Annotated in this window: 15 protein-coding genes; 12 read left to right on the forward strand and 3 right to left on the reverse strand. The window is 36.1% G+C overall.

Translation table 11 applies throughout. The features are described from left to right. Positions 1 to 79: 79 nt before the first annotated feature. Positions 80 to 1,312, reverse strand: coding sequence for a peptidase T (gene pepT, locus BN1066_RS10575; protein ID WP_077319406.1), 1,233 nt, complete (start codon positions 1,310 to 1,312; stop codon positions 80 to 82). Positions 1,313 to 1,817: 505 nt separating this feature from the next. Here pepT and BN1066_RS10580 point away from each other — a divergent pair. Beyond that, positions 1,818 to 2,663, forward strand: coding sequence for a sulfurtransferase (locus tag BN1066_RS10580; protein ID WP_077319407.1), 846 nt, complete (start codon positions 1,818 to 1,820; stop codon positions 2,661 to 2,663). Further along, on the forward strand, positions 2,663 to 3,229 hold the full coding sequence (locus BN1066_RS10585; protein ID WP_077319408.1) for a DNA-3-methyladenine glycosylase I: 567 nt from the start codon (positions 2,663 to 2,665) through the stop codon (positions 3,227 to 3,229). The genes BN1066_RS10580 and BN1066_RS10585 overlap by 1 nt, the downstream gene beginning before the upstream one ends. 312 nt (positions 3,230 to 3,541) lie before the next feature. On the opposite strand, the gene BN1066_RS10590 is transcribed toward BN1066_RS10585, so the two are convergent. Continuing rightward, on the reverse strand, positions 3,542 to 5,311 hold the full coding sequence (locus tag BN1066_RS10590) for a methyl-accepting chemotaxis protein (protein WP_077319409.1): 1,770 nt from the start codon (positions 5,309 to 5,311) through the stop codon (positions 3,542 to 3,544). 305 nt (positions 5,312 to 5,616) lie between these two features. On the opposite strand from BN1066_RS10590, the gene BN1066_RS10595 reads away from it, so the two are divergent. The 7 genes from BN1066_RS10595 to BN1066_RS10620 all read left to right on the forward strand — a co-directional run bounded on the left by BN1066_RS10595 (position 5,617) and on the right by BN1066_RS10620 (position 12,549). Next, entirely contained in the window at positions 5,617 to 6,132 is a 516-nt protein-coding gene (locus BN1066_RS10595; protein WP_077319410.1) for a hypothetical protein, read from the forward strand. Positions 6,133 to 6,490: 358 nt separating this feature from the next. After that, on the forward strand, positions 6,491 to 7,123 hold the full coding sequence (locus tag BN1066_RS10600; protein WP_077321442.1) for a pentapeptide repeat-containing protein: 633 nt from the start codon (positions 6,491 to 6,493) through the stop codon (positions 7,121 to 7,123). Positions 7,124 to 7,665: 542 nt separating this feature from the next. Next, entirely contained in the window at positions 7,666 to 8,238 is a 573-nt protein-coding gene (locus BN1066_RS10605) for a TetR/AcrR family transcriptional regulator (protein ID WP_077319411.1), read from the forward strand. 102 nt (positions 8,239 to 8,340) lie between these two features. Continuing rightward, positions 8,341 to 9,285: an SDR family NAD(P)-dependent oxidoreductase gene (locus tag BN1066_RS10610; protein ID WP_077319412.1), complete on the forward strand. Its 945-nt coding sequence runs from the start codon at positions 8,341 to 8,343 to the stop codon at positions 9,283 to 9,285. A gap of 375 nt (positions 9,286 to 9,660) precedes the next feature. Beyond that, positions 9,661 to 9,774, forward strand: a complete 114-nt coding sequence (locus BN1066_RS21250; protein WP_425445276.1) for an RAxF-45 family protein — start codon at positions 9,661 to 9,663, stop codon at positions 9,772 to 9,774. A 245-nt stretch (positions 9,775 to 10,019) separates the two neighbouring features. Continuing rightward, positions 10,020 to 11,645: a ribosomal protection-like ABC-F family protein gene (gene abc-f, locus BN1066_RS10615; RefSeq protein WP_077319413.1), complete on the forward strand. Its 1,626-nt coding sequence runs from the start codon at positions 10,020 to 10,022 to the stop codon at positions 11,643 to 11,645. Between the two features lie 79 nt (positions 11,646 to 11,724). Continuing rightward, positions 11,725 to 12,549 carry an aldo/keto reductase gene (locus BN1066_RS10620; RefSeq protein ID WP_077319414.1) on the forward strand — a complete coding sequence of 275 codons (825 nt, stop codon included), beginning with the start codon at positions 11,725 to 11,727 and terminating at the stop codon, positions 12,547 to 12,549. A 319-nt stretch (positions 12,550 to 12,868) separates the two neighbouring features. Here BN1066_RS10620 and BN1066_RS10625 read toward each other — a convergent pair whose 3' ends face one another. Beyond that, complete coding sequence (locus BN1066_RS10625) at positions 12,869 to 13,417, reverse strand: HD domain-containing protein (protein ID WP_077319415.1); 549 nt, start codon at positions 13,415 to 13,417, stop codon at positions 12,869 to 12,871. A 366-nt stretch (positions 13,418 to 13,783) separates the two neighbouring features. Here BN1066_RS10625 and fni point away from each other — a divergent pair, with 366 nt between their 5' ends. The 3 genes from fni to BN1066_RS10640 all read left to right on the forward strand — a co-directional run bounded on the left by fni (position 13,784) and on the right by BN1066_RS10640 (position 16,657). After that, complete coding sequence (gene fni / locus BN1066_RS10630) at positions 13,784 to 14,839, forward strand: type 2 isopentenyl-diphosphate Delta-isomerase (RefSeq protein ID WP_077319416.1); 1,056 nt, start codon at positions 13,784 to 13,786, stop codon at positions 14,837 to 14,839. A gap of 394 nt (positions 14,840 to 15,233) precedes the next feature. Then, positions 15,234 to 15,698 carry a DUF2188 domain-containing protein gene (locus tag BN1066_RS10635; RefSeq protein WP_077319417.1) on the forward strand — a complete coding sequence of 155 codons (465 nt, stop codon included), beginning with the start codon at positions 15,234 to 15,236 and terminating at the stop codon, positions 15,696 to 15,698. A 92-nt stretch (positions 15,699 to 15,790) separates the two neighbouring features. Continuing rightward, complete coding sequence (locus BN1066_RS10640) at positions 15,791 to 16,657, forward strand: MBL fold metallo-hydrolase (RefSeq protein WP_245799767.1); 867 nt, start codon at positions 15,791 to 15,793, stop codon at positions 16,655 to 16,657. Positions 16,658 to 17,077 lie beyond the last annotated feature (420 nt).

Below are 17,077 nucleotides of genomic sequence, written 5' to 3' on the forward strand. Positions count from 1 at the left end.
TTTATGTGATTGATATGAGACTAACTATATAAATTCATTACAGCTATTTACTTTATACAGTTAGTCTCTTTATAAAATATTAACTTCGCTCGGCAAATAGCTTACAAATTTCGATGATTGTTCTTGTAGCTTTTTCCATATTATCTACAGAAACGTATTCATATTTTCCGTGGAAGTTTTCTCCGCCTGTAAAAATATTTGGAGTAGGAAGTCCCATGTACGACAGCTGTGAACCATCTGTACCTCCCCGTATTGGTTCAACAATCGGTTCGATATCAAGATTTTTCATCGCCTGATAAGCAATAGCTACAATCTCTTTTACAGGTTCAATTTTCTCCCGCATATTATAATATTGGTCTTTCATTTCAAGTTTAACTGCTTCATCACCGTATTTTTCTTTTAATTCGTTAACAAATTGTTTAACCGTGTCTTTTCTATTTTGAAAAGCAGTCTTATCAAAATCACGGATAATGTAGCTTACATTAGCATTTTCCACATCACCATTTACAGAAGTGAGATGATAAAATCCTTCATAGCCTTCTGTATGCTCTGGTGCTTCCTGCTCTGGAAATTTGCTGATAAATTCTGCTGCCATTTTCCCGGCGTTAACCATTTTATCTTTTGCTGTTCCAGGGTGTACACTATTTCCTGTAAATGTTACTTTAGCGGCGGCTGCATTAAAGCTTTCATATTGCAATTCTCCAAGCGGTCCACCATCAATGGTATATGCATAGCTAGCACCAAATCGTTTTACATCGAATTTATGTGGACCTCTACCAATTTCTTCATCTGGTGTAAAGCCGACTCGAATTTTTCCGTGCTTTATTTCCGGATGCTTGATCAGAAAGTCCATTGCTGTTACAATTTCAGCTACTCCAGCTTTATCATCAGCGCCAAGTAATGTAGTGCCATCGGTAGTAATCAATGTATGACCTTTGTATGTAGCAAGCTCTGGGAAATTTTTCGCAGACAATACAATATTTAGATCTTTATTCAAAACAATATCGTTACCATCAAAACTTTCGATGATTTTTGGATTGGCATTTTTTCCTGTAAAATCGGTAGCTGTATCGACATGAGCTAAAAAGCCAATTGTCGGAATATCTGCATTTGTATTTGCAGGAAGCGTTGCCATCACATAACCATAATCATCCATGGTAACATCCACCATACCAATTTCTCTAAGTTCTTTTACTAATAGATTTAACAGTTCAAGCTGTCCTGGTGTTGAAGGGGTAGCTTGATTGCTTTCATCAGATTGTGTATCGATTTTCACATAAGTTGTGAACCTTTCAATCAATGCTTCTTTCATTTTACTTTCATCTCCTAATCGTTTTAATTGATCGTATATTACAGGTGAAGCAGTTCTGTAATCGATTATCCCGCATGTAAGGTGCCGTAAGATACCCCCCTTCAAGATCCTGAGTTGGTACAAAAGGTTCTGAGTGATAGAAAACGGCACCTAAAAGCCCGATTGGGTCAAGGGCCTTTAGGTCATACTCTTGCCGTACTAACATTCCGTGTAAAAAGCATTCCACGGAATGAAGTCTCCCTTTATTATAACTTAATTTCAAACGTTTTCTAAGTGAACTTAAGTTTAAAATAAATCTGTTCCGAGTTCTGTAGTTTAGTTTCTACTTCGTACCATTCTGTTCCGACTTTATGAATTTTTGTTTTAAGTATGTACCGATATGTTCTGTTTACTTTCTTTTAAAGAAAGGGTGGGAATTAAGCTTTACTTCATTTAAAATAAATAATATACGTGTTCAAGAGAGTAGTGCAGTAGGTAATCAGTAAATTATATTGGAGGGAAACAATTGTCTTATATCATTTCAATTAATCGCTTAAAAAATTATTTGCATAATGAGCGAGGTAATACGGTCATTATGGATGTGCGTTTTGATTTAATGGATCCAGACGCAGGGAGAAAGGCTTATCAGCAAGATCATATTCCCGGTGCGATTTTTTTAGATATAGAGAAGGATTTGTCTGGAAAGAAAGAAATACATGGGGGGAACCATCCTTTACCAGATGTAAACGCGCTTTCATTAAAATTAGGAAGAATGGGAATTGATCATAACACAACAGTTGTTATTTATGATGAGAATAATGATATGTTTGCTGCAAGAGCATGGTGGTTACTTCATTATTTAGGTCATGATAAAGTCTATGTCTTAGACGGGGGATATGCTCGTTGGAAAGAGGAAGGGAATGAAACTACGGATTATATACCGGAGTTAAGTGCGAAAGAGTTTCACCCAAAGATTAGAAACAATCAAACAGTTAATATGGAAGAAGTGAAGCAGAAACTGAAAAATAAAACAGCGGTATTGGTTGATTCACGTGCCAAAGAACGTTATTTAGGAGAATCGGAGCCATTATATGCCCGAGCCGGTCATATACCAGGAGCAAAAAATTTCTTTTGGAAAGGTATACTGGGATCAGACGGGAGCTGGAAATCGGAAGAAGAGTTACAAAAGCATTTTGCTGACTTATCAAAAGATGATGAAATTATTGTTTCCTGTGGTTCAGGTATTTCAGCTTGTCCTAATATTTTAGCTTTAAAAATGCTTGGCTATAGAAATGTAAAACTTTATCCCGGAAGTTTTAGTGATTGGATTTCCTATGAGGATAATGAGGTTGCAGTTGGTGAAGAGGAATAATGAATAAAAAGAGATGTAAATGGGTAACGGATGATCCGATTTATATACAGTACCATGACTGTGAATGGGGAAGACCAGAGTATGATGATCAAAAACTGTTTGAAATGCTATGTTTAGAAGGAGCACAGGCAGGGTTAAGCTGGATAACCATCTTAAAACGAAGAGAAAACTATGTAAAGGCATTTGATCAATTTGATCCAACTATTATAAGCAAGTATAGTGAGAAAAAAATAACGGAGCTTATGCAAAATAAAGGAATTATTCGAAATCGCAGAAAGATAAATGCATTTGTTAAAAATGCTCAATCCTTTTTAGAAGTTCAAAAGGAATTTGGTAACTTTCATACGTATATTTGGTCGTTTGTTGGCGGAAAGCCGATGATTAACCATTGGGAAGCTCATGAAGATGTACCTGCATTCACAAAAGAATCGGAACAAATGAGTAAAAATTTAAAGCAACGTGGCTTTCAATTTGTTGGTCCGACTATTTGTTATGCATTTATGCAAGCTACAGGAATGGTCAATGACCATACAAAGGATTGTTTTTTATACGGTAAGAAGTTATAAATTTTTAACGTAGAAGTTGCTCACATTTAGAAAAACATATGGTGTTTTTCATGAAAGCCGATGTTCAAACGAAGAGAGAAATAACTGAGTTTTACTAAGATGGCAACGTCCTTGAAAAAAACGTGATACACCAGACTTAGAAAAAACGGTCTTTTTTCCAAGGACGTTCTGATTATAGCCTTTGTCCTTCTTCCAGTAGGAGATAAAGAAAAAGAGTTTCGCGGAATGAAGTTTTACTGAATCTCCGGTTTGTATGTCGGTAACCGGTGCTTGCACTTGTGTCCATTAGATATCAAAAAGGTAGATTTTTTGCTATAGTTTAAAGACATTTACTTGCTTGTTCAGTTTTTCTGCTAAATCCGCTAATTCATGTGTATTGTAGGAAACCTGCTCCATGGTGCTTGATGTTTGCTGAGTTGATGCAGCTACTTGCTCAACGCCTGCAGCAGATTCCTGAGATATGGAAGCAATTTCTTTAATTAGCTTGTCCATTACTGCACTGCTGTCTGTATTTTCTTTGAGCTTAATGGCAATTTCCTTCATTTTACTCGTCATATCCGTTATCGCTTTATTCATATTTTGGAAGTTATCACCAGTCTCTTCAATTTGCTCCTTCCCTGTTTTCACTTCATCATAGCCACGATGAAGTGAGGTAACCACTTCACTCGTCTCAGATTGAATCCGATCTACAATGGATGTTATTTCACCAACAGAATTAGCAACTTGTTCGGATAAACTTCTTACTTCATCAGCTACAACTGCAAAGCCTCTGCCATACTCACCTGCGCGGGCCGCTTCAATGGTAGCATTAAGTGATAATAAATTAGTTTGGTCTGATATATCTTTAATAACTTTTACTAGTTTAGAAATTTGTGCGGATTGTCTATCTAGTCCTTGTACTTGATTTACAGCATTTTCTACGATAATGTCAATCTGATTCATTTGCGTTACAGATCGCTCCATTAATCGTGTGCTTTCTGTTGTTAAATGTTGTACGTTATTAGCGTTTTTCATTACTTCTATCCCTTTACTTTCGGAGATCCGAATGTTTTCGACAAATTCATTCATATTCTCCGACAATTGATTGGCACTTGTTGCCTGTGATTCGATACCACCTGCTAGCTGCTCCATTGTTGCAGCTATTTGCACATTGCTTTCTTTTACTTCGTTAGCTGATTTATTTAATTGATCACTTTGTGATGCCACAGAGGTCGCTGCAATTTGGACGTTTTGAATAATCTCTCTGATTCGCTCCTTCATTTGCTGAACCGATTGAGCAAGCTGTCCAATTTCATCTTTTCCTTCTACTTCAATATCTGTTGTGTTTAAATTTCCGTCTGCTACGTCTGAGGTTAATTGAACAATCTGCTGCAGCCTAGACGTAATACCACGACTAATAAGAATCATAATGGGAATACCGATAGCTAAGGCTAATAAGTTTGTAATTGCTAATATGTATACACTAATATTTGAGCTCGTTTGTGCTTCACCTAGAGCGCTTGCCTGTTCTTCCTGCGTTTTTTCTAATAGTCTATTAACAAGATCTAGCGTATCATTTCGCAGTCTCGTTGAATAATGCCTTAAAGTATTTGCTAATTCCACATTACCTTCTTCAATGGATGGCACCATTCGATTTAAAAACGCCTCATCAATAGATTCATTTTTTACTTTAATTTCGTCAAAAATAAGGCGCTGATCCTTTGTCTTAATTGTTTTATCTAATTTAGCTGCTAATTCATCGAAGTCTTTTTGATATTCTTGAAAGGCGGTAAAATATTTCTCGTTTTTTGTTACTAAATAATCTGCAGATTGTACATCCTTTGCTTGAATAAGGATAGCTAATTGCGACATTTGGTTGGATTGATTGCTTAATTCATTAACGGTATTAATGTCCCGCTGACCATCTTTTAATTGTATATATACAATAAGGGCTGATGTAATTAGTAAAGCAATAGTAAAAAAGAATATAGATAAATACTTTTTATTAATCCGGACATTTCTCCATTTGAAAAGAATTTTCTGCAAATTAATTCTCGCCTCCTTTCTCTTAAAAACAAGCTTTTTTTCGTTTGTTTTATTCATGGTATCCCCCCAAAAATAGATAAATTTTCTATCTAAAGCAATCGCAAAAAGTAGGCTGTATTGCCTTTACCTAAAAACAGGGCTTTTTTTACATATCGGTCTAAATTACTAAAAGTTAAAGTGATTATTGCTAATTTTTTTACATTTGCAGCATATACCATCAATCATGTAGAATGGGAAACTGTGTGTTTAAGTATGTGTTCAAGGAGAAAAAAGTGTATTGGATGAGTCACATAGACAACGGGGAACGAGCTAACATAAGCATTTGAACAACCTTTTTAAAATAAAAATTGCAGGTGATAAATATGTATAAATCTGCTTTCATCGCAGAAAAGGATGGAGAGCCAGAACTGGAACAAAAACTCGATGCGTTAGAGATTCAATTGTATCGTATGCAGGAAAATGTAAAGGCTATAGCTAAAAAGTCCTCCATTATAAGTATTAATCAAACAAAAGATGAGAATTGGGTAATTGTGTATGCAAACTGGCAAGCTGATTCTTTTCAAATAATGCTTCATGAATGTACAAAACCCTATCGCGGAAAGTGGGACTCAGCAATTGAAGCAGAATATAAATCAGAGACGACCATTCATATTAACAATATCAAAGGAATAGAAAATAAGGGCTTCGGCTCCGTTTTAATGGAGCATTTAAAAGAAATAGCTCGTGATGAAAATAAACAGTATATTACTGGCGATATTGTCGAGCGCGATTTTGATCACGTCCGTCGATTAGAGTATTTCTATACCAAGCATTATTTTGATGTAAAAATAGATCATTGGGAGCAGTGTGGAGAAATTATTTGGCAACAAAGCCAATAGTTTACTAATGAGTGAGTATAGGTTGGTAGAGGCTATTCAGCAAACTACAAGGTAAACCAATCAAGAAAAGATTCAGTAAAAGCAATCTCCTACTATGTAACAAATTTAAAACAATTCATGGAATTTTATAGGGATTATTACTTTGATGGCGAAGAATAGAAAAAGGACATATAGGATCGACGACAATAGTGAATCTTCCGTCCGATAAGGTGAAAATCCTACTCAATATGAGTGTCTTGTCTCCATGTATCATAAAATGCATAAAAATCAAGTCTTGAAAGAGAACATAGGTTCCTTTATATTTGTATCTAGAGACTTTATAAATGAATTAAATTCTTTGAAAGTAGGTAGGTATACAGTGAGAATTGACACTCCCAAGATCCCTGAAAATCTAACAGAGAGGAAATTTACAGATATATATTATGAAGAAGATCCAGAATTTGAAGTGTGCCTTGTTACAGATTCCCAATTCAATAACGAATCCATAGATCGATTACGACTTTATCAAACAGTTATCAAAAACTGCAACTTTGTTAATACCGACTTTAGCCGAATTGATCTTACCGATGTGCGCTTTGAGAATTGTGATTTATCCAATGCTAATTTGGGTAATGCCTCCATGAATCGAGTTGAGTTTCTTAATTGTAAGTTGCTAGGCAGCAACCTAACAGAGTCTTATATCGGTAATACAAGATTTGGGGAATCAATTCTTAATATGGTTATGTTTGGTAACTCAAAACTTGAAAAGGTGATTTTTGATGAGGCTGCGTTAGAAAGCGCTGATCTTTTTGACTGTAAGCTCAAAAAAGTAGAATTTCTTTCATGTAATCTTAATGGCGCAAGCTTTGAAGAGACATCATTAAAAGGAATTGATATAAGCTCATGCGATTTTGATTCTTTAACTGTTTCCATAGAGAATTTAAAAGGATGTAAAGTATCAACGTCTCAAGCGATACAATTTGCTTCGTTATTAGGTCTAAAAATTAAGTAATCCGAAGTACGTAACATTTTCTGTTATAAGCTCTAAAGCGTGAAATACAGAGGATTCAAAAATAATCCTAACTTCGGGGAACACATCATCAAAACTGATAGTGAGGAATTTATAAGGTGACAAAGATTCGTAACGTAACCTGTAGGGAAAAAAAGTCATTGCAGTGGTAATAGGGGAATTATTAGTTTCCTATTACAAGATGAACAAATAAACAATGGAATAGTTAAGAATTTAGAAGATTTTTTCTCTATGGCTTCATCTTCAACCATACGAATGAAATTGTGTTCGATTAGTTTCCCTTGGTAAGCTGGCATGACAGAAAGCATACTATATAGTCCTTGAGGTGCCCATTTCTTCTTTTTTATCTTCTTTATATTTTACAAACATTTTCGCTATGGGTCCCATTAATGGAATCATATTCACCGGGATAAAAGGAAACCGCCGGCTACTATCGATAGATTTTACTTGTAAAAATTAATTGACAGTTATTAAAAAGCATTGTAATATTAATTGAACAATGGTTAATTAAATGGAGGTTTACTATGTCTGCTAGAAAAGCAGTGGCTAAAGAACTTACTCGTGAGATGATAATGGATGCGGCTAATGAGCTCTTCGTTGAGAAAGGATATAAACTTGTTACAATGAGGCAAATTGCAGCGAAATTAAATTATAGTCATGGCTCTTTGTATTACCACTTCAAAAATAAAGCTGAGCTTTTTTATGCATTAGTTGAAAAGCATTTCCAACTGCTTCAAGAGAGAATGTGTGCAATACAATATCTTGAGCTATCTCAAGAAGAAAAGCTTCGCATGCTGATGAAGGATTACATTAAGTTTGGATTGACTCATCAAAGTCACTATGAAATTATGTTTCTTATAAAAGATGACGAGGTACGAGCATTTTCAACTGAAGGGCCGATAAAAACCTATCAGAAATTTGCTAATTTAGTTGCCCAATGGAGTGAAAAAAGGTTATCGATTAATACAATATGGTCGATGTTTTTATCATTACATGGATTTGTAACACATTATTTAAGACATGTTAATGAGTATATAGATGTGGAAAAAATGGCAGCTCATCATGTCGAGCTGCTTTTACAGTGGATAAAACAATAACTATGATCGTTCTTAACTAATTAGGCTAACGCTTTTTGGATGCGGGCCTAAATTTTTTCAGGGATTTAATTGACCGTTGGTGAATAAAAAGGAGGTTATTTGATGAAAAATGCGTTAGTTCTTGGAGCTTCAGGAGGAATGGGTTTCGCCATAGTAATGGAGTTAATAAAAAGAGGAATAAAAGTAACAGCCTTTGCTAGATCTAACAGTAAACTAGAAAAACTGTTTGCTGCGTATCCAGAAGTTACAATTTATTCGGGAGATGTTTTTAATAAAAGGGATTTAGAAGAAGCAGTAAAACATAAGAATATTATTTTTCATGCTATTAATTTACCTTACCCAGAATGGGAGAGCAAATTAGTTCCGCTTACAGAAAACATCATTCGAGCTGCAAAGTTTGCTAAGGCTAAATTGGCTGTAGTAGATAATATCTACGCTTATGGTAAAAGTGAAAGTCTAGTAGTAGAAACCCAGGTAAAGCAACCACATACTAAAAAGGGTAAGCTGCGGTTGCAAGTAGAAAAATGTATTAAAAACTCTGGAGTTTCTTATGTTATTACGCATTTCCCTGATTTTTACGGACCTCATGCAGAAAATACCCAATTAAATTATACGCTACGTTCTGTCGTACAAAATAGGCGAGCTCAGTTTATAGGTAATCCGGCTATTGCTAGAGAGCATCTTTTTACCTTAGATGGAGCAAAGGCATTAGTAGAATTATCACTAAGAGATGATGCCTATGGTCAAAATTGGAATATACCAGCATCACACCCGATTTCAGGTAACGAACTGATAACCCAAATTCGTGAATTAACTGAGTTTAAGAAGAAGGTATCGATAGTAACTACAAATTTGCTAAGGTTTTTAGGAATATACGATAGACAGATGAGAGAATTTGTAGAAATGCAGTATTTAAATGAACAACCTGTTATTTTAAGTGGAGAAAAGTATACAAAATGGATTGGACCTTTACCAAAGACCCCTTATAAAGAAGGATTGAAGATTACGATAGAAGCCTATAAAAACCAATTTTATTCCGAGATGTAAGGTAACGTAAGAGTCCCGCTTCAAGAGTTGAAAGCAATACAAAAGAAATCTTAGTGGGAGATGAAGCATCTAAATTCACAATTTGTTCGGGGCAACAAGACAAGAAAAGATTCCAAAGCAATACACTGCGGTTTTTTTCAGGCGTCCAAGATCTAGCCTTTGTTCAACTTCATTCGGTAGGAGATGGAGGAAAACTCCTATTGAATGAAGCTTCACTTCAATGAATTGGGAGTGAGGATTATAAATTCTGTAAGATAGAGGATCATTATTTCATTTGCAGAACCTTTTTTGACTTCTAGATAAAACAGATCAGTTCTTGACGGTTGATCTGTTTTTGGTTAAACTGTTTATAATTATAAAAAGGAGGTGGGTTAGATGAATCAAACTGGTGGCATAACGAAGTTCGAAACATATCTTTGGATTTGTTATGCAATTTTTTCCGGAAAATTATTCCTAGGGATACGTATGCCCTTAGCGATTTCAAAATAATGGAAAAAATACCAGTAAGAGACATCTGCCTACAATCGGATAAGCATATAATATGTTATTGGTTCTTTAAAATGCTAATACTTTGTTATGCTAATTTGAAAGACGTAAGGGGAATCTCCTCTTACGTCTTTTTCTATGTACATTAGAAAAATATAAGATTTTAATGTTCTAAATTATAAGTGCAACTAGGCGGTTGCCTGAGCCAAAGGCATGCGAATGTCTCTTCTGATTTGGAGGAAGAGAAAATGATAGTTTCTAGTATACAACAGGTTACACAAATAATCGGAGCAAATAGTATATTTGAAAATATAACAATCGAAATAACTCAAGGTGAGCGAATTGGAGTTATCGGAAGAAACGGAGAAGGTAAGACGACATTATTGCAATTGCTTGCCAATAAAACAAAACCAGCTAAAGGAGTGATTACATGGAAAAAGAATTTAACGATCGGACTCTTGGAACAAACCCCCATTGTAGAGCCTGAAATAACGGTGGAGACATTATTATTACAAGCTTTTACTAAACTCAATCAATTAAAATCCGAGATAGAGCGATTGGAAAAAAGATTAGCAGAGGAAACAGATTCCCAAAAGCTGATGAAGTTGGTTGATACGTATGCCATTATTCAACAAGAATTTCAAGATCAAGGCGGTTATGAAATGGATGCACGTGTACGTCGGGTAATGGATGGTCTACAAATAAACAGCCTAAGAGCAAAAGTGTGGAAAAACCTCAGCGGCGGTGAAAGAACAAAGGTAGGGCTTGCTCAATTACTATTAACTGCTCCTGATCTGCTTTTATTAGATGAGCCTACCAATCACCTTGATTTTAGAGCAATTGAATGGCTAACAGATTTTATTCAACAATACAACGGTACAGTTGTAATTGTTTCGCATGACCGATATTTTCTCGATGATACAGTTTCTGCCATCTTGGAACTCGATCAAGGGAGTTTACAAAAATATAATACAAATTATACAAACTTTGTTCACGAACGAGAGGAATGTTTGCTTCAGGAATTCCAACAATACCAGGATCAACAGAAGAAAATAAAAAAGATGAAGGAAACCATTAAACGATTAAAAGAATGGGCCAATCAAGCCAATCCACCGAATGATGGGTTACATCGACGAGCGAAAAGTATGGAAAAAGCATTAGCTAGAATAACGGTATTAAAACGGCCAATTTTAGAAAGTAAGCGTATCGATGTTGATTTTCGAATCCATTCGCGTAGTGGAAAAGATGTCGTCAAGCTTGAGAATGTATCAAAAAGGATGCAAGATAAAATATTATTTGACAACATAAATTTGCATGTTCGCTTTCAAGAGCGAATTGCTATATTTGGAGAAAACGGTACTGGAAAGTCTACACTTCTAAAACTGATTTTAGGTACCCTCAAGCCGGATAAAGGAAGTATACAATTAGGAAGTAATTTGTCCATTGGCTTTCTAACACAGCATTTACAGGAAATGGATGGGAAACGAACAGTTTTAGCTGAGTTTCGTGAGCATGTCCAAGTTACAGAAGGAGAAGCAAGAGGAATACTTGCTAAATTTTTGTTTTTTGGTGTAAGTGTGTTTCGGAAGGTTGAACAATTAAGTGGTGGTGAAAAGATGCGCCTGCGATTAGCTGAATTAGTTTATCAAAATCACAACTTACTTATTTTAGATGAACCGACTAATCATCTCGATATTGAATCTAAGGAAGTACTTGAGGAAGCTCTAGAACAGTTTGCAGGAACAATCATTTGTGTATCTCATGACCGCTATTTTCTAGATCGATTATTTCCAGTAACGTATTTGCTTTATAATAAACAGCTGACGCGCTTTGAAGGGAACTATACGTATGCCAGACAGCAATGGGGTAAATGAGTAGCTATCTCATGTTTATTTTTTCAACCAGGAAGAGCTGTGATAATATAAAAGTATTCTGATGGAAAGGGGCTAAATGATGGATTATATTACACTGAATAATGGGTTAAAAATGCCGCAACTGGGTTTTGGGGTTTGGCAAGTGCCAAATGAAGAGGCTACAACAGCAGTAGAAAAAGCAATTGAAGTAGGCTATCGTTCAATTGATACAGCAAAAATTTATGAAAATGAGCAAGGTGTAGGTAAAGCAATTGCAAATAGTAATGTTCCACGAGAAGAGTTGTTCATTACAACAAAAGTGTGGAACACGGATCAAGGTTATGAGAATACGCTTCAAGCATATGAAGAAAGCTTAGAGAAGCTCGGATTGACATATGTAGATCTTTATCTTATCCACTGGCCAACTCCTGAATATGATCAATATGTAGAAACGTATCAAGCCTTGGAAAAGCTCTATAAGGATGGTCGGGTAAGAGCAATAGGCGTGTGCAATTTTAATGTTGAGCATCTAGAGCGGATTATTGCAGAATGTGAAATTGTTCCTGTAGTAAATCAAGTAGAGTGTCACCCGTATTTGCAGCAAAACGAGTTAAAAGATTTTTGTGATCAGCACCATATTTACTTGGAGGCTTGGAGTCCACTAATGCAAGGTGGCAAAGTACTTCAAGATCCAGTCATTACCAAAATTGCAGAAAAATATCAACGAACCCCAGCTCAAGTAGTGTTACGTTGGCATTTGCAATCAAATCATATCGTGATTCCAAAATCCGTTACTCCATCAAGAATGGAACAAAATTTTGCTGTGTTTGATTTTGAGCTAACTCCAGAGGATATGAAAGCAATTAAAGCGTTAGATCGCTATGAACGAACTGGTCCAGAGCCAAGTGAAATGAATATAAGATAATAGTATAAAAAGTCTGTCTCTAGTGTGGATAGCATATAGAGGCAGATTTTTTAATTGTCTTGGAAATACACTAGCGTTGTATAAACTTTTTAAGCAAAAGTTAACTAAAAACTATAAGAATACTATGAATAATGTGAAATTCAATTTATAAAAACGTATAAAAAAACTTATAATTAGGGGTATGGTAGTCCTTGCTCAAATCCCTAATTATAAGGAGAGTTTATGAGTAATAATACCATAAATACGTATAAGAAAATACATTTATTCATTGGGATGCAAAAGTTATTCAAAAAATGAATGAGCTTTTAGTACAGGCGTTTTAGTTAGTATTTCCAAAAACACGGGCTACTGCTTTTTCATACGTCTTAAAATACGCTGGGATTTGATTTGCTGGAAGACCATGATACATATTATCTGCAATAGAGTGGTAATACCATTTTTGTTTTTCATAGGGAGCACTGAAGTTACTCCATACCATGTCCCCATAGGTGTTTAAATCTTCTTCAATACTTAATAAGTTATCTAGCTTATCTGCAACAATTAATTGCTTTATTTCTTTATTAGCAGATTTCACAAGAGATATCGTATGTTGTTTACGTTCTTGCCACGTTAGCGATTTATCTTCGGTATGTGCTTGAACAATGGAAGCAATTTGTTCACCGAAATGGGCTTCTATATCCTTTATCGTATAGCAGGTATCTTCCACGACATCATGTAAATAGCCTGCACAAATTACTTCATCACTGCATCCCGCTTCTTCAAGTATTTTGGCAACACGTATCGGATGGGTAATATAGGGAAGGTTAGAAGTTTTTCGCCTCTGACCACGATGAGCAATCGTTGCAAATTCCTTCGCTTTTTGTAACATATAAAATCCCTCCTGATTTTGACGAGATCGTGTTAATTAGCTTTTTTCTAAATGAATGGTTATCAAAAAATCCTTATATCGTAACGTAAGTGGTGAGATATATGAAAAAATAAACAACGAAGCCTAAGCCGCAAACAATAAAATTAAAAACAGCACATCGATTAAAGAAAGTGATTTTTTCCAATACCTTATGGATTCTACTTCGTTTTCCCGTGATAAAAAAGCCCATTACATAAAGGTATACCAATTATTATACACATAAAACTAGCTGAAGCACATGCTGTTATTCAACTAAAATCGAATCAGTAAGAATTAAGAATAAGTTGTGTTATGATAAGACTTAAGATCTAAATGGGAGGTTAGAGCATGGAAGAGGGAATCAACCGTAGAAAAACGGAGCATATACAGCTTTGTTTAACTGAAAATGTAGAAGGTGTTAACAAATCAACAGGCTTAGAAGGCATTTCTTTTATACATAATGCACTTCCTGAATTAGATTTCAATGAGATTCAGATAAATACAAGCTTTTTAAATAAATCACTTCAAGCTCCGTTTTTAGTCAGCTCTATGACTGGTGGATCTGAGCTCGCCACGAAAATTAATCAGAATTTAGCACTTGCCGCTGAAGAAAAAGGGTGGGCTGTTGCATTAGGATCAACTCGGGCATTACTAGAGAGCGATGCGCATAAAGATTCTTTTTTAATTCGTAAGCAAGCTCCAACTGTGCCATTAATAGCAAACCTTGGAGCAGTACAATTAAATTATGGTTATGGTGTTGAAGAGGCTAAGCGTATCGTGGATATGACGGGAGCAGATTCGTTAGTCTTACACTTAAACAGCTTGCAAGAAGCAGTTCAAGACGGTGGAGATTTGAATTTTTCTGATCTGTTACCTAAAATTGAACAAATTTGCCGTGATTTAAGTGTTCCGGTTGGTGCAAAGGAGGTTGGCTTTGGGATTGATGGAGTTGTAGCGAAGCAGTTGTATGATGCAGGTGTTACTTATATCGATGTTGCAGGTGCCGGTGGAACTTCTTGGAGCCAAGTTGAAAAGCTGCGGTCACAAGACCCCCTTCGAAAAGCTGCTGCAGAAGCGTTTAATAATTGGGGATTGCCAACGAAGGATTGTATTGTATCTGTAAGAAATAAGCTGCCTCATGTTCCGCTTGTAGCAAGTGGGGGAATGAAAACCGGAGTGGATGCTGCAAAAGCTATAACCATTGGTGCAAATATAATTGGATTTGCCCGGCAGTTACTTCAGGCGGCTACCGAATCGGCTGAAGCCGTTATTCACAATATGGATCAAATAGAACTCGAACTGAAAATGGCGATGTTTGGAATCGGAGCAGCTTCATTAAAAGATTTGCAAAACACAAGACGTGTATCTATCATGGGACGTTCCTTATTAGAAGAAAACAGCTAGTGCTTTTACAGCATTAGCTGTTTTTTACTATTTTGGGTAACTATTACATGATGGATACGTTTTTGAAAGTGGCTTCGTTTAGCTCATGGGCTCAATGTGAGCAAACTTCGAACCCCTTTCTACGAGAAGTCAAGATTGATGAGAAGCTAAAGGAAGGCTGACTAAAAGCGGGCTTGCTGTCCAACGTTGGCATACCCCCTATTTTAGAGATGTGTTTTCTTTGTCCTGCATGTAAGGATCTGTATTTCTATCAGCCTAAAGTGCCATTAAAAAATAGTCTTTCACAAGACAATATCCAATTTTTTATCTTTTTACTATAAATTGTCTAAAAAGTGTGTTTGAAGATTAGTTGAACGGGTAACTACTAAACAAATCTACTTTTGGGAGGAATTGCATGATTTGGACATTACAGGATTATCCATCATCCATGAAAAATCTAAATGAAGAAACGAGAAAAAAAGCAATTGATATTGCTAATTCAATGGTTGATGAAGGTTATGCTGAAAGTAGAGCAATCCCAATTGCAATTGAGCAGGCCAAGGAATGGAGAAAAAATGCAAGTAATCAAGAAGTGAATGAATATAAGAAACATGGAAAACCAACCCAGCGTTCAAAGGAAGTAAAACAGTATGAAAATAATCCAGAGCGCCTAGAAGAAGGAGAGCATGTTATTTCCCATGAGGACGGATGGGCCGTACGCTCAAGTAAAGCCAAAAAGCCTAGTCATGTTTTTCAAGCAAAGGAAGAAGCAATTAAACGAGGACGTGAAATAGCAAAAAATAAAGGTACCTATTTAATCATTCATCGAGAAGACGGAACGATTCAAGACCAATACTTTTATAAAGAAGCTAATGAATAAGAGGTATTAAAAATTAGCCACTCTGTATAGAGAGTGGTTAATTTTTGGAACTCGGTAAATACTAAAATCAATATTATAAAGGAGGTTTTCTTGTGGAGCAGGATTTTCATCAAAAAGAGCATGATACATTTATTCCGATGACATCGATTACGAGTGGCGGCGGGGTAGAGGTTAAAGCAGATGTATATTATTATACTGATCAAATGGTGAATATCGGTTTTGTTGGCCACTCAGATGCGGGAGACTGGGTACTTATTGATGCAGGATTACCGAATGCAGCTCCTGAAATTAAGTCAGTAGTTGTTGACCGCTTTGGTAAAGGCAGTAAACCTGCTGCTATTTTATTAACACATGCACATTTTGATCATGTAGGCGGTTTAGCTGATTTACTAGCAGAGTGGGAAGTTCCAATCTATGCACATCCCGACGAGTTGCCCTATTTACGTGGTGAAAAAAGTTATCCAAAGCCAGATTCTGATGTAGAAGGGGGATTATTAGCGAAAATAGCAGGCATGTATCCAAATGAACCAATTAATTTAGGAGATGCTGTCCAGCCACTGCCAGAAGATCAGCAAGTTCCGTATTTAAACGGTTGGAAATGGATTCATACTCCCGGACATACCCCAGGTCATGTTTCATTTTACCGAGAAAGTGACCGTTTACTATTTTCAGGAGATGCATTTATCACAGTTCGTCAAGACTCTTTCTATCGTGTACTCATGCAAACAGCCGAGGTAAATGGACCACCAAGGTATTTTACTACTGATTGGGATGAAGCACGTAAATCCGTTGAAAAACTAGCTAAATTGAAACCAAAAATCGTTGTTCCTGGACATGGGATCTCGATGAAAGGGGAAAAGCTGGAAAAAGGATTGCAAAGACTAGTCGATCATTTTTCCGATTTTGCCGTACCAGACTATGGAAGATATGTCGATCAAGATAAGCCTTTCTACCACTAATCAAAAAGACGATAAACCGATCAAGGACGACTGATTGACGTCCTTGAAAAAACGCAGTGTAGTGATGTCGCATACTCTGTCCTTGAAAAAATGCGATGTATTGCTATGTAGCTTTCCCTTGATTCTGTTGCAACACTGAACCTACATATTTTATGTGCCGTTCACCAAGTATACAATACGAAACATGGACCTTGAGACAAGCTAATAAAGAAGAACTTGGCTGGTGGGAATATTCACTTAAACTTCGAACATTAACATTTTCACTGCGTCGCTAACTTCTAAGCCGAAATTTTGCCATTCAACGTACGATGAAGTTTGGTGTGGCGTTTTTACTAACTTTTTAAACCTCCTCTATAAGCACGTTACTTCTTAACACTTGATTAGCTATGCTAAAATAGGGTGAAGAAACGAGGTGTAGCA

The organism is Virgibacillus proomii (assembly GCF_900162615.1).
Lineage (GTDB): Bacteria > Bacillota > Bacilli > Bacillales > Amphibacillaceae > Virgibacillus > Virgibacillus proomii.

Coding starts and splice junctions, on each gene's coding strand:
- BN1066_RS10620 (WP_077319414.1), top strand. CDS start 11,725: ATGGATTATATTACACTGAATAATGGGTTAAAAATGCCGCAACTGGGT.
- BN1066_RS10625 (WP_077319415.1), bottom strand. CDS start 13,417: ATGTTACAAAAAGCGAAGGAATTTGCAACGATTGCTCATCGTGGTCAG.
- BN1066_RS10585 (WP_077319408.1), top strand. CDS start 2,663: ATGAATAAAAAGAGATGTAAATGGGTAACGGATGATCCGATTTATATA.
- BN1066_RS21250 (WP_425445276.1), top strand. CDS start 9,661: ATGAATCAAACTGGTGGCATAACGAAGTTCGAAACATATCTTTGGATT.
- abc-f (WP_077319413.1), top strand. CDS start 10,020: ATGATAGTTTCTAGTATACAACAGGTTACACAAATAATCGGAGCAAAT.
- BN1066_RS10590 (WP_077319409.1), bottom strand. CDS start 5,311: ATGAATAAAACAAACGAAAAAAAGCTTGTTTTTAAGAGAAAGGAGGCG.
- BN1066_RS10610 (WP_077319412.1), top strand. CDS start 8,341: ATGAAAAATGCGTTAGTTCTTGGAGCTTCAGGAGGAATGGGTTTCGCC.
- BN1066_RS10595 (WP_077319410.1), top strand. CDS start 5,617: ATGTATAAATCTGCTTTCATCGCAGAAAAGGATGGAGAGCCAGAACTG.
- fni (WP_077319416.1), top strand. CDS start 13,784: ATGGAAGAGGGAATCAACCGTAGAAAAACGGAGCATATACAGCTTTGT.
- BN1066_RS10635 (WP_077319417.1), top strand. CDS start 15,234: ATGATTTGGACATTACAGGATTATCCATCATCCATGAAAAATCTAAAT.
- BN1066_RS10605 (WP_077319411.1), top strand. CDS start 7,666: ATGTCTGCTAGAAAAGCAGTGGCTAAAGAACTTACTCGTGAGATGATA.
- pepT (WP_077319406.1), bottom strand. CDS start 1,312: ATGAAAGAAGCATTGATTGAAAGGTTCACAACTTATGTGAAAATCGAT.